This is a genomic window from Methanosarcinales archaeon (assembly GCA_014859725.1).
Lineage (GTDB): Archaea > Halobacteriota > Methanosarcinia > Methanosarcinales > Methanocomedenaceae > Kmv04.
Genome location: JACUTQ010000062.1, coordinates 1 through 12007, shown reverse-complemented (window position 1 = coordinate 12007; position 12007 = coordinate 1). Strand labels below are relative to the sequence as shown.

15 protein-coding genes are annotated in these 12007 nt (G+C 45.6%); 11 read left to right on the top strand and 4 right to left on the bottom strand.

Annotation, left to right across the window (positions count from 1 at the left end; all coding sequences use genetic code 11):
* Positions 1-549: pyruvate formate lyase-activating protein (locus IBX40_06835; protein MBE0524028.1), on the bottom strand; the 549-nt coding region annotated here is incomplete at its 3' end.
* Positions 550-601: 52 nt separating this feature from the next.
* Between IBX40_06835 and IBX40_06830 the strand changes: the two genes are divergently transcribed.
* The 3 genes from IBX40_06830 (at position 602) to IBX40_06820 (ending at position 3131) form a co-directional block, all read left to right on the top strand.
* The gene (locus IBX40_06830) at positions 602-1138 is read left to right on the top strand and encodes a molybdenum cofactor biosynthesis protein MoaB (GenBank protein ID MBE0524027.1); all 537 of its coding nucleotides are present in this window, start codon (positions 602-604) and stop codon (positions 1136-1138) included.
* A 160-nt stretch (positions 1139-1298) separates the two neighbouring features.
* A complete protein-coding gene (locus IBX40_06825; GenBank protein ID MBE0524026.1) occupies positions 1299-2096 on the top strand; it encodes a hypothetical protein in 798 nt (265 codons plus the stop codon).
* A 108-nt stretch (positions 2097-2204) separates the two neighbouring features.
* Positions 2205-3131 carry a hypothetical protein gene (locus IBX40_06820; protein MBE0524025.1) on the top strand — a complete coding sequence of 309 codons (927 nt, stop codon included), beginning with the start codon at positions 2205-2207 and terminating at the stop codon, positions 3129-3131.
* 52 nt (positions 3132-3183) lie between these two features.
* Here IBX40_06820 and IBX40_06815 read toward each other — a convergent pair whose 3' ends face one another.
* A complete protein-coding gene (locus IBX40_06815; protein MBE0524024.1) occupies positions 3184-3843 on the bottom strand; it encodes a PHP domain-containing protein in 660 nt (219 codons plus the stop codon).
* A gap of 178 nt (positions 3844-4021) precedes the next feature.
* Here IBX40_06815 and IBX40_06810 point away from each other — a divergent pair, with 178 nt between their 5' ends.
* The 4 genes from IBX40_06810 to IBX40_06795 are packed head-to-tail and all read left to right on the top strand — an operon-like array spanning position 4022 to position 6887.
* Positions 4022-4567, top strand: a complete 546-nt coding sequence (locus IBX40_06810; protein MBE0524023.1) for a pyruvate ferredoxin oxidoreductase subunit gamma — start codon at positions 4022-4024, stop codon at positions 4565-4567.
* The gene (locus tag IBX40_06805; GenBank protein ID MBE0524022.1) at positions 4564-4824 is read left to right on the top strand and encodes a 4Fe-4S binding protein; all 261 of its coding nucleotides are present in this window, start codon (positions 4564-4566) and stop codon (positions 4822-4824) included. Before IBX40_06810 ends, IBX40_06805 begins: the two co-directional genes overlap by 4 nt.
* Positions 4825-6018 (top strand): pyruvate ferredoxin oxidoreductase, encoded by a 1194-nt coding sequence (gene porA / locus IBX40_06800; protein ID MBE0524021.1) that lies wholly within the window; start codon positions 4825-4827, stop codon positions 6016-6018. It begins immediately after the preceding gene.
* Positions 6015-6887: a pyruvate synthase subunit beta gene (locus IBX40_06795; protein MBE0524020.1), complete on the top strand. Its 873-nt coding sequence runs from the start codon at positions 6015-6017 to the stop codon at positions 6885-6887. Before porA ends, IBX40_06795 begins: the two co-directional genes overlap by 4 nt.
* A gap of 144 nt (positions 6888-7031) precedes the next feature.
* Here the strand turns inward: IBX40_06795 and IBX40_06790 are convergent, their stop codons facing one another.
* Both IBX40_06790 and IBX40_06785 read right to left on the bottom strand, forming a co-directional pair.
* The gene (locus tag IBX40_06790) at positions 7032-7892 is read right to left on the bottom strand and encodes a DUF2099 family protein (protein ID MBE0524019.1); all 861 of its coding nucleotides are present in this window, start codon (positions 7890-7892) and stop codon (positions 7032-7034) included.
* 93 nt (positions 7893-7985) lie between these two features.
* Positions 7986-8876 (bottom strand): cation transporter, encoded by an 891-nt coding sequence (locus IBX40_06785; protein MBE0524018.1) that lies wholly within the window; start codon positions 8874-8876, stop codon positions 7986-7988.
* Positions 8877-8951: 75 nt separating this feature from the next.
* Between IBX40_06785 and IBX40_06780 the strand changes: the two genes are divergently transcribed.
* The 4 genes from IBX40_06780 to hypA all read left to right on the top strand — a co-directional run bounded on the left by IBX40_06780 (position 8952) and on the right by hypA (position 11642).
* On the top strand, positions 8952-9920 hold the full coding sequence (locus tag IBX40_06780; protein ID MBE0524017.1) for a beta-ribofuranosylaminobenzene 5'-phosphate synthase: 969 nt from the start codon (positions 8952-8954) through the stop codon (positions 9918-9920).
* An 80-nt stretch (positions 9921-10000) separates the two neighbouring features.
* Complete coding sequence (locus IBX40_06775; GenBank protein MBE0524016.1) at positions 10001-10219, top strand: sulfurtransferase TusA family protein; 219 nt, start codon at positions 10001-10003, stop codon at positions 10217-10219.
* Between the two features lie 20 nt (positions 10220-10239).
* Positions 10240-11271: a hypothetical protein gene (locus tag IBX40_06770; protein ID MBE0524015.1), complete on the top strand. Its 1032-nt coding sequence runs from the start codon at positions 10240-10242 to the stop codon at positions 11269-11271.
* 5 nt (positions 11272-11276) lie between these two features.
* On the top strand, positions 11277-11642 hold the full coding sequence (gene hypA / locus IBX40_06765; GenBank protein ID MBE0524014.1) for a hydrogenase maturation nickel metallochaperone HypA: 366 nt from the start codon (positions 11277-11279) through the stop codon (positions 11640-11642).
* The last annotated feature ends 365 nt before the right edge of the window (positions 11643-12007 follow it).

The following is a 12007-nucleotide window of genomic DNA, read 5'->3' as shown; positions in this document are numbered from 1 at the left end:
ACTAGGGACTTTATTCATGTAAGCGAACCGCTCAAGTTCGCCTCCTTTTTCCAAAAGCCGGGTAAAATGTCGGAACCTGAATATCCGGTTACTCATATCAGGTGCTTCCCCATGATCCTGGACAGCAACAGCAAAATCCCCTGGCATCTGTGTATCGAATAATCCTAATGCCCCCTCAAGTGCATCAGTATCAATATCAGACATTATGATGGGAATAGCATCCAGTAAACCTGCCTTTTCCTCATCAATTATTTCTAATCCCATCTGTTTTACCTTTTCCAGATTATCATGCACGGTTAAAGCCGCTTTTCTGGTTGCATACACTTTTAAGCCTGCATGAATGTGTTTTCGAACCGCACTACCTGATGGCCCACCTCCCATTGTGGTGCCTGTCAGTACAATATTTCGGCGGGAACTGGTCGCTTTTTTGATGCGTTCAGCTATTATCCGGGTCTGGGATGGCAATACCATTTTTATCGAATTTTCCATACTCTGGCTGCTGTCGAACAACAATATGTCCTGCGTACCCATGCCCACATCTACTGCCATTACATTCATAGAATCGAATATTTCTTATAATCAATAGCACATAAACCTCTCTATGGATACTTCACAACTACACAAAAAAAATGCCCCTGAATCGGTCAGATTTGCCATTGTTACTGTTAGTTCATCCAGGTATAAAAAATACGGGAACATATCCAAACCAGATCAAGCAGAGGATGTTTCAGGCCAGGTTATATCAAACCTGCTGGGAAATTCGGGATTTGAAATAACAAAATATTCGCTACTTCCTGATAATAAGGCCCAGATCAGACGATTCATTCAGGATTTAACCAGCTCTGACATTCAGGCCATAGTGATCAGCGGTGGGACAGGACTTGCACCCGAAGATGTGACACTTGAAGCAGTGGAACCACTTTTTAACAAGACCATCCCGGGTTTCGGGGAATTTTTCAGACAAAAAAGCCTTGTAGATGTGGGAACAGCGGCCTTGCTTTCAAGAGCTGCTGCCGGGATTGTGGATACGTGTGTTGTATTCTGTCTTCCAGGGTCTCCGGCTGCTGTAGAACTTGGTGTGAAGGAATTGATCATACCTGAAGCAGGCCATATTCTAAAACATATTTCCCAGGATTAATAGGAACTGGAAATATTTAAACGAAACATTTATTTATTTGGGGTATCTTACAAATATCTGGGAGCAAAGACTCCTTTTCAATTTAATTGAATGTATTAATCGATACTTATCTGGTAGGTAGTATTGTAAATCTCATTATTAAATTAATGATGGAGTGAATATGACAGAACGTAAAAATAATGAAAACATTGTCGGGCAGCGTTTTACTTTGCGGGATATGATTGCCCATCAGACCCATATGATAACTTGTGTTGTGCTTATTTTATCTGGCTTATATTTAGCCTTACAGTTTAATCAATGTACTGTTTCGGCCTGGCAACTTATTAATTATCAGGATATCCGTCTCATCCACGTGATAGCTTCTATTTTGTTCTTACTTGTAAACTGGACGCTGATACCTTTCAACCTACTTACTAGCGGCCATTTAATGCAATATATTTTCAGCTTGACAGATATGAAGCGCCTCAAGCAATCTATTGTGGGAATATTCAAACCCGAAAAATACCCAAAATATACCATTTTCAATAAAACTACAGGCCATTATGAAAATAAGCTTCATCCGGCCTATAAACTCATGGTGATATTTGAAGGGATGGCTATTGTCCTTATAGGGCTTTCAGGAATCATAATGCTGGACTTAAAGTTTGGAATAGTAAATTTCGATATTCCTGTCTGGAATAGTCTCATGGCATGGTTCGTTGGAGATATTGTAGGTAGTGTTTCTGTATATTTGGGTATGTCCGGGATCACATTAATCAGGACAATCCACTTATGGGCTACGTACTGGTTTATTATCGAACTTATCATCCATCTGGGATTTTTGGGAATTGATCCGAGAATGACAAAATATATCAAAGCCATGTTTATCACAGGAAAAGAGACTATGGATGAATACACTGAAATTACAGAAGGATCACATGCTGAAAAGCCTAAAAAACCATTATTTGTATTCAAATGAAGAAAGTACGAAAAAAACCCAGACTTATAGTAAAAAACAATAAATAGCAGAAGCTAGAAAAAGTATACAAAGATTAGATTTATCTACTAATAAAAAGGAGGATTATAATTGAGAAAATTCAATGTTTTGTTATTATTTTTAATAACAATGAGCATTCTCGTCGTGTCTGTCCAAGCACAAGAGCAACTTGAACCTATGACCAAAATGGCGGAAGATGTTGATTGTAAAAAATGCCACCCTGAGGACCCACATGTCATACATACAGGTCAACCTGTCACTTGTGTAAATTGCCACGGTGAAACATTATCTATTAAAATACCACAATGTCTCCTGTGTCATACAGGGCCAATACATCTGGTTCATGGTCCAAAAGTGAATACAGAAGATTGTTCCTATTGTCATAGTGGTATTGAAACATTCCATACTGAATTGATATCGGACACCCTGTGCTCACATTGCCACAGGGATCTGGTAGATGTGCATGGTGGACCTGATGTTTCCTGCGAAGCATGTCATGCAAAAGCTCCAAATATTGTCGTGCCAGTCAAATCGGAAGGAAACACAGTGGTCTGTCAGATTTGCCACAGAGCAACAGACGTTGCACTGATTCATGGTGATGAAGAAAACAGGACTGCTTGCTATAACTGCCACCTGCCTGGTGCCGGGGAAATAGAAGAGGCAAGTCAAATACCTCACTTCATTCATATTCCTATGGTGGATTGTAGTAACTGTCACCTGAGTCAGGAAACAGGTAAGATCTATCTGCCGGAGTGTGCCCAGTGTCATAAAGCTGATGAGATACATGCATATAACAAAATTGCACTTAAGACCGCATCAACGGGATTAAGATGTTCAGCCTGCCATCCAATGGCAGATGATGATACAACAACAACAACAGCAACAACGTCAACTGCAGCCCCTACCCAGGGTCATGTTGAAACAGAAGAACCAAGTTCTGGAATACCTGGTTTTGGCGCAGTACTGGCAATTTCATCTGTAGGACTATTATATCTGGCCAGAAGATACAGGAAATAAAATTTAACGCACAGAAGATAGCATAGCTATCTTCCATTCTTTTTTTTAACCTTCATACCAAGTTCTTGATTCTTCTTTTAGCCCCGCCGCATGCTTGCTTGAATTGCACATTAAAAGGTGTTCTGGTTCCATGGACCTTTGTTTTGTTGGATCTAATAGCATTGAACACAGCTTCAATTGTGGAGTCTGAATCAATTTCAGTATAGGCCCTGCCTACCATTTCAACAAAATGAGCATCACTATTGCCCAGCATAGGGATTTTCAGTTCTGTTGCTTTTTTTTTTGCTCTTTTATTGAATTTTCCCAGGATAAACCGGGAATTCAGGGTTTCTATTGCATCTACTTCCAGTTCTGTAACATCTCCCAGGCTTTTTGGATATCCTTTATAAGGATGGGGAGCTACCACAAAGGCGTCTCGTTCTCTGGCCATCCTGATAATTTCCTCAGGATCAAGATTCTTTGGAAATTCGTATCGAATCCCTAAAACCAATAAATGCCCTCTTTTCGTAGTTACTTCGATACCAGGGATCACCAAAATGTCAAGTCCATTCTCCTCAACTAATGCCTCAGCTTCTAATGAACCTTCTATGGCATCATGATCACAAATGGCAATTCCTCCTAATCCGATATTGATCGCCTGTGTCAATATTGAAGCAACTGGTGATGAACAATCTTTTGAATAACAAGAATGTATGTGAAGATCAAGAAACATTAACCATGAAATGAAGCAAGTGTTAAAAAAGATTTCGAACATTACCTTTTTAGTCAATTAATCCCTCTTAAGCCTAAAAATATATTAATAATAAATGATAACTGGACAATTTGAAACCATTTCTCATTATCAGTAGTTGGAAAAAGGTACAATAAATTGTCATTATTGGAGGCTTATCTTGAAAGAAATACGTATCCATGGCCGTGGTGGACAGGGGTCTGTCACTGCAGCCGAATTACTTGCAGTTGCTGCATTTGAGGATGGCAAATATTGCCAGGCTTTCCCTGCTTTTGGAGTGGAACGAAGAGGTGCCCCCGTAACCGCTTTTACAAGGATCGACGACATTCCGATCAGGCTTCGCAGCCAGATATACGAACCAGATTATATTATTGTCCAGGATCCAACATTGATTGACGTAGTGGATGTAGCTGCCGGAGCCAAACAAAACGGTAAGATCCTTATCAATACTGAATTCTCACCTGAATCCTTCAAACTGGATACACAGGCAGATGTCTTGACCATTGATGCCACCAGGATAGCCCTCGACATTATTGGCCGACCTATCGTGAATACGATATTGCTGGGAGCATTTGCCGGTGCCACTGGGGAGATCAGGGTGGAGAGCATCCAGAACGCTGTACACAAACGTTTCCCAGGGCCAGTGGGTGAGAAGAACTCACAGGCTGTACTTGAAGCTTATAAACGAATGGAGGCGGCAAAATGAAGATAATTATTGGCGGGGCTGTTGAGCCCGGGACCACCAGGGTGAATAAGACCGGGGGCTGGAGGAACTTCAGGCCTTTGTATCATCAGGATAAGTGTATCAAATGCGGTCTGTGTTCACTATTGTGCCCGGATTGCAGTATTGAAGAGCTGGAAGACAAATACGTGGTTTTTGATTTTGATTTTTGCAAAGGATGCGGTATCTGCGCCAACGAATGCCCCAGTGATGCTATAGAGATGGTACTGGAGGAGAAATAAATGAAAAACAAAATGTCAGTGGTGGAAGGATCATATACTGTGGCACATGCAGTGAAGGTGTGCAGGCCCAATGTAATTTCAGCTTACCCCATTACTCCCCAGACCCATATTGTGGAAGACCTGTCCCAGTTCATGGCTGATGGAGAAATACCAAATTGTGAGTCTATTAATGTGGAGAGCGAGTTTTCTGCCATTTCTGCATTGGTGGGTGCCAGTGCTGCAGGAGCCCGTACATATTCATCAACCACATCACAGGGCCTTGAATTGATGCATGAAGTGCTGTTCAATGTATCAGGTATGCGGCTTCCAGTGATTATGACGGTTGCTAACCGGGCCGTCAGCGCCCCCATCAATATCTGGAACGACCAGCAGGACAGCATATCCCAGCGTGATACTGGCTGGATACAATTGTATGCAGAAGATACCCAGGAAGCGGGTGACATGACAGCCCAGGCATATAAGGTAGCAGAAGAAAGGGAGGTGAAACTTCCTGCAATGGTTTGTATGGACGGTTTTATCCTGTCCCATGTATATGAACCTGTGATATTGCTGGAGCAGGACCTGACTGATGAATATCTGCCTAAATATGAGCCTGAACACTTTCTGGACACGAAAAACCCAATGACCTTTGGAGCATTCGCTGATCCCACGACCTATACTGAATTCAGGTACCTGCAGCAAAAGGCTATGGATAATGCTCTTGAAAAAATAGAAAAAGCTGCAGATGATTTCAATAAGATATTCGGAAGATATTACGGCGGCCTTATTGATACTTATAAGACCGAGGATGCCGAGATAATTATCATGGCCATGGGTTCGATCATCGGCACCATTAAGGACGTGATCGATAAGGCACGCAGTGAGGGTGTAAAGATTGGACTTGTCAAGATACGCTCATTCAGACCATTCCCTGTGGAGGCTATCCGCAAAGCAGTGGCTGAGGCTACTGTCGTAGTGACGCTTGATAAGAACATTTCACTGGGATTGAATGAAGGGGCTCTGCTCACTGAGGTAAAATCCTCACTTTATAATACTGACATCAATATTCCAGTAATGGGCTTTATGCTTGGACATGGTGGTCGGGATATCCCAAGAAGAACCATCATGATGATCATAGATAAGGCAAAGGATACGATGAGGTCGGGTATTACAGTTGAAAGTGAATATGCCGACCTGCGAGGTGATCTGGTATGAGCAGACTTGCCCCCGGACATAGAGGATGTGCAGGCTGCTGTGATGCAATGGCAGCCAACTTCGTTTTAGAAGCAGTTGGCGATGACGCAATTGTAGTCAGCCCAACAGGGTGCCTGGAAGTAATGACCACACCCTACCCTGAAACTTCCTGGGAAGTGCCCTGGATACATTCACTATTCGAGAATGCAGCTGCAGTGGCTTCGGGCGTTGATGCGGCACTAAAAGCTATGGGCCGGAAGGGTAATACAAAAGTGGTTGCCATAGGCGGTGACGGTGCCACCCTGGACATCGGTATGCAGGCCATATCAGGCGCCTTCGAACGTGGTGATGACATCACCTATGTGTGTGTTGACAATGAGGCTTATATGAATACAGGTGTTCAGCGCAGCGGTGCCACACCATACGGCGCTTCTACCACTACCAGCCCTGCAGGCAAGCAGAGTTTCGGCAATCCAAGACCCAAAAAGAACATGCCTGCCATATTGGTAGCCCATGATTCACCTTATGTGGCAACCACGTCCATAGCTTATCCAAAAGACATGATCCGTAAAGTGAAAAAGGCCGTTGATATTGAAGGCCCTACGTATGTACACGCTCATGCCCCATGTACCACTGGTTGGAAGTTCGACACTTCAAAGACAGTGGAAGTGGGGAAACTTGCAGTGGAAACAGCCCTGTGGCCTATGTACGAGATGGAGAACGGTGAACTTACCAACATGAAGAAGGTGAAAAACCGAAAGCCTGTGGAAGATTATCTAAGATCCCAGGGTAGGTTCAAACACCTGTTCACCATGGATGGCGGTAAGGACGAGATCACCAAGATACAGGCCATTGCAGACTGGAACGTAAAACATTATGGACTGGAATAACTCAACATTTATTAAAAGAAAAGGCAAAAGTCGTATTTTATGAACGGGATATGAGGGGATAAATCAAAACCCGACCTTTGCCTTGCATATATGGTTTACCATTATAGTTTATTAACTTTTCTTCTACACTACTTTTTCACTAATTTATATTAGTGGTCTGGGCTGCTTATCCTCAGGTAATACCGGGAGTTTCATGGTATTGATCAGTATTGGATCTGTGACTTCCTTTGCCCTCTCAAGCAGTAATTCTTTGCCCCTCTGAGTGATAGCAAATATAGGTATGGCAGTACCGAATTGTGCCAGTGCATGCCCTTTTATATATTCCCTCACATGTTTAGAGGTGCAGCCCGTGGTCATATCAACCACAGATATCAATTCCTGTGCTTCCTGTGCTCCCATGCCGGTAACATGCACGCCAAAGGTGATGATCTCCACATCATGTTTTTGTTCCAGTTCAAGCATCTTTTTCACATCCTCGGCACCAATCACCGAGACACCGATGCGCTTGTGCCCCATCTGGATGGATTTTTCCACCCCGGCCACCTGGTCAAGGGCAGCTGTTTGCGGGTCCAGCACGGTACCCCCTTTCTCCTCGATTCGGCGAATCAGTTCAGGAATAGGCGTTGTCTCGACAAGTCCTGAAATGCGGCTGCCAATGCCCTGGGCCAGTGAAGGGCTGCTGGTGATCACCGTGCCTGCACCTTCACAGGCCGTGACGCACGAATCAAGCAGATCCCGGCGCAGAGCTGTCATAAAGGTCTCGCTGGCACCAAAACCCACAAAAATCTCCATTTCGATGGCCCGCCGGGCAGTGAACATCCCGAAATCATCAATCCGGAACTCTATGTTGCCTTTCACTGACTCGGGAGTGAAATGTTTGATATTCCTAACCTTGGCAAATATAGGACAATAGTCGGTCTGGGGTTCACCCACTTCCACTACTTTACCGTTCTCTACGACCACCCTGGTCTTACCAAGGGCCTCCATAACGTGTCTGTCTTTCATTTGATTCACCTTGAAACAAAAATAAATTTACAAATTAATATATGTTGTATAATATACATGTTTCGATATAATATAAAGCCGATCGGCATGTACTCATTTATGTTCAACACCATGGATCAGGGGCCTGCCGCATTCGATACTTTCAAACTGGAATGTGGTCTGGCTAATATTGAATTTATCTCTCAGTACAGCGGTAACGGATTCTATTAGCGGTTCCGTGTCGCAGACATGCATGTCCTTTACCAGGATATGGGCGCTAATGGCATGGACATTGGAGCAAACGCTCCACAGGTGGATATCATGTATTCCTTCCACTCCTTCTATTGAAGTTACAAAGTCCACAAGTTCATTGATGTCAACATGTTTTGGTGTCGATTCCAGCAGAATATGTACTGAATCCCGGATGAGCTTCACCGACCCGAACAGGATTATTACGATTATTATGAAACTCAGTACGGGATCTGCGTAATTATTACCTGTCCAGAGTATGATCAGTGCTCCTATAATTACAGCAACACTGCTCAGGGCGTCACCAAGGGCATGTAAGTACGCTCCCCTTATATTAAGATCATGATAACCGTGCAAGCGAAATGTTACCCAGATATTTATAATCATACCTACCAGGGCAATCACCAGCATCTCAAAGCCTTTAACTTCGGGTGGTTCGAGTAAGCGAATGTATGCTTCCCTGGCAATGAAACCCGAGATCAATATCAGTGTAATCCCATTGATAAGGGCAGAGAATATCTCAAGCCTGTGGTATCCATAGGTTACCTTGTGGTTTGAAGGTCTCTTAGCGATCTGAATGGAGACATAAGTGAGTACCAGGGCGAATACGTCCATGAACATGTGAGCCGCATCACTGAGCAGGGCAAGACTGTTAGTAAATAAACCACCCGCCACTTCAAGAATAAATATGGCTGAAGTGGCATAGATGGCATACCTGAGATTCTTTTCTGTCATGGAATGGTCATGCCCGTTCATGTATTGTCATATATCACTATTATGTAATACTTATTTCCCAAATTTTATTATGATGAACAGCGGTCTTTGAATGTAATGATCCGGATAACCACACCTTCACGACTGCACATCACCCTGATCGACCTGAATGCTACCCTGGGCCGGGTTGACGGCGGGGTGGGACTCACCCTTGAGAGGCCATGCATGAAGATCTCGGCCCAAAAAATCAACGAAGGTGTGTTCGTGACCGGCAGCAGTGAACACCTGGAGCGCATGAAAAAGGCAGCTGAAGCGGTTATTCCTGAAGGTGATGGGGTCCATATCTCGATAGAAACATCCTACCGGTCCCACGTGGGCCTGGGCAGCGGGACCCAGAGTGCCCTGGCTGCAGGCTGGGCTGTGAACCAGCTCTATGAACTGGGACTGGAGGTCCGGGAGATCGCAGCATTGGTTGGCAGGGGCGGTACCTCTGGGATCGGCCTGGAATCCTTTGAACATGGCGGGTTCATTGTGGACGGTGGGCACCGTTTTGCTGATAAGGGGGCATTTTCTCCGTCGGCTGCCAGCCGGGTCCCCCCGGGACCGGTCCTGTTCAGGCATGATTTCCCTGACTGGCCTGTGGTGGTGGCAATACCCCACCTCAAGGGTGCCTCTGATGAACGCGAGGTGGATATCTTCCGGGAATACTGTCCCATTCCCTTACATGAGGTCCAGGCCGTATCCCACATCATATTGATGGAGATGCTGCCTTCAGTCGTGGAAGCAGATATGGCGAGCTTTGGCGATGCTTTGAACCGTATCCAGGACGTGGGGTTCAAGCAACGGGAAGTGGCTCTGCAGCCCAGGGAGGTCAGGCAGTGCATGAACGTTATGAAGGAAGCAGGAGCATACGGCGCCGGGATGAGCTCGTTCGGACCCACTGTGTTCTGTGTGGCAGAGGAGCCGGAACAGGTGAAAGGGGCAGTATCAGAATATCTGGAATCCAGTATTGGTGGAGAGGTTTTTGTGACCACTGCCAATAATTCTGGTGCACAAGCGATTTATAAAGAGGATGGCAATTCTTAATTGTTCATAAATAACTATTATATACTGGTTCAAATATATATTTGAATAGATACTATTAGTTTATTCCAAATGAGGTTAGCATGGAAACACTGGATTCCAGGGGACGATACTGTCCGATCCCACTCTTTCATACAAAGCGGAAGCTTGAGGACATGTCATCAGGGGATGTGCTGGAAGTCATTTCTGATGATGTGACGGCCCAGGAGACCATTCCCCGGTGGTGCCAGATGCACGACCATGAGATCGTGTCCATTGAAGAACTGAATGGTCATTTTAAAATTAGTGTCAGGAAATGTTGAATTGATAAGGGTGATATGGTATGGTTTCTGAATTTGCACTCCGGGTCAGGGACAGCGTGAAAGACCAGGTCAATATTGATGAGGGAAACTGCGGCACCTGCCACCGCGTCCTTCGTGAAATATCCGAGCAGGGCGGGTATGCATCTACCCGGGAGCGGCCCGACGGTGTCAGGTCCAGGATCTATGACGATAAAGGCAATGTGGTGGGTGAGGGTGAAGGTATCACCTGGCCCCCTGCCATATTGTTCGCCATGGTGGAAGGTGGGTTCTTTACACCAGAGGTGGAGCAGGAACTGGTCCAGTCCCTCCAGTGCATTATAGATATGGAAAAGGTGGCAGATATCTACGGCTACGGCCGTGTGGTCACTCCCGTGGCTGCTGCCTACAAAGAAGTATGGGAGGAAGGGGGCCATGTTGAGATACGCCGTAATAACTGGGGTATTGAAGTGGTGTTCTATGACCCTGAAGGCAGTGAACTGGCAGTGGGCCCCATTTCCTATTGCCCCACCTGCGGCACGGCTGCGGCCCTGCCCAGGTATCCTGAACTGGCAGAGAAGATAAAAGCGCAGCTTCAGGGTGCCCACAACACGGGCAGGGATAAGTATGAACGGGACATTGAGACCCGGTTCATGTATAAGCGGGGCCGGGTGTACGTGGAGATCTACGAACAGGGCCAGCGGACAGGCAGGTCCATGGCCTGCTGCATAGCCTACACGGCAGTAAAGGCAGAGATCAATGCCGGTATTGCCGGGCCAAAGTGGGGTGCCCTGTTCAGGGAGTACTGCCGGGTGTGTCCTGTGAAGCTGTGCCGCAACGCCAGGAGCGATACGGGCCGGGCTGGGAATCTGATAATTTCTGATCTTGAGAACAAAGAGCTGAATACTGATGTGGGGATAAATACCTATGTCACGGCCCAGGTCCGCAGGGATAAGGAGATCATGGGGCAGGGTATCGGTACGGTATGTGCCTTTAGCAGCCTGTTGAATGCAGCTGCCAAGTCCATAAGGCTGAAGTCTGAACTGGGCTCGTCCCGGGAGATCGTAGAGGAGTAGATATTATGCATGAAATATCAATTGCAGGCGGGATTATCGACATTGCCCTTGATCATGCAAAAAAGCACAATGCAGAAAGTGTGAAGGAAGTCTGGCTTGAGGTGGGTGAGCTCACATCCCTGAATCCTGACCAGCTTCAGTTCATTTTCAAGAACTTAACAAAAAATACAGTACTGGAAGGGGCACAGTTCAGGATCGATATGATCAAGCCCGTTATCGAGTGCAACCAGTGCAGCTACCATGGTGGTATCAAGTTCATCCAGGCGCTGCATTATGTGCTGCCTGTGATCCACTGTCCGGCCTGTGACAGCACGGATGTGGAGATCCTGCAGGGGCGGGATTGTACTGTGAAGGATATGGTTTTTAGTTAATCCTCATCTTCTACAACATCAAGCCCAGCGGCAGGGAGTATCATCTGATTACGTTTATGGGACCAAAGGGAAGGCAGGAGAGAGGCACCATGATCTGCAGTGGCGGTGATCCTGATGTGTCTGCGAAGGCTGTGCTCTAAAGTACGGAGCGGGCGCAGGCATCAGTGCAGAGAAGGGGGGCTGGATCAGGTGTAGGAATGGAGGCGGCACAGTTCCAAAATCCAGTTATTCCAACGAATATATCAGATGCGATTACAAATCCGTGTAAATCCGCGAAATCCGTGTCTTTTTATTTTTTCAGACACGGATTAACGTACTATTATACCTTTCGGTAGATTGTGAGGCAGGGCCGCTCCCCCATAAGA

Excerpts from the sequence above, each read along its gene's own strand:
- IBX40_06830 (MBE0524027.1), top strand. The coding sequence starts at position 602 with ATGGATACTTCACAACTACACAAAAAAAATGCCCCTGAATCGGTCAGA.
- IBX40_06825 (MBE0524026.1), top strand. The coding sequence starts at position 1,299 with ATGACAGAACGTAAAAATAATGAAAACATTGTCGGGCAGCGTTTTACT.
- IBX40_06815 (MBE0524024.1), bottom strand. The coding sequence starts at position 3,843 with ATGTTTCTTGATCTTCACATACATTCTTGTTATTCAAAAGATTGTTCA.
- IBX40_06805 (MBE0524022.1), top strand. The coding sequence starts at position 4,564 with ATGAAGATAATTATTGGCGGGGCTGTTGAGCCCGGGACCACCAGGGTG.
- porA (MBE0524021.1), top strand. The coding sequence starts at position 4,825 with ATGAAAAACAAAATGTCAGTGGTGGAAGGATCATATACTGTGGCACAT.
- IBX40_06795 (MBE0524020.1), top strand. The coding sequence starts at position 6,015 with ATGAGCAGACTTGCCCCCGGACATAGAGGATGTGCAGGCTGCTGTGAT.
- IBX40_06790 (MBE0524019.1), bottom strand. The coding sequence starts at position 7,892 with ATGAAAGACAGACACGTTATGGAGGCCCTTGGTAAGACCAGGGTGGTC.
- IBX40_06785 (MBE0524018.1), bottom strand. The coding sequence starts at position 8,876 with ATGAACGGGCATGACCATTCCATGACAGAAAAGAATCTCAGGTATGCC.
- IBX40_06780 (MBE0524017.1), top strand. The coding sequence starts at position 8,952 with ATGATCCGGATAACCACACCTTCACGACTGCACATCACCCTGATCGAC.
- IBX40_06775 (MBE0524016.1), top strand. The coding sequence starts at position 10,001 with ATGGAAACACTGGATTCCAGGGGACGATACTGTCCGATCCCACTCTTT.
- IBX40_06770 (MBE0524015.1), top strand. The coding sequence starts at position 10,240 with ATGGTTTCTGAATTTGCACTCCGGGTCAGGGACAGCGTGAAAGACCAG.
- hypA (MBE0524014.1), top strand. The coding sequence starts at position 11,277 with ATGCATGAAATATCAATTGCAGGCGGGATTATCGACATTGCCCTTGAT.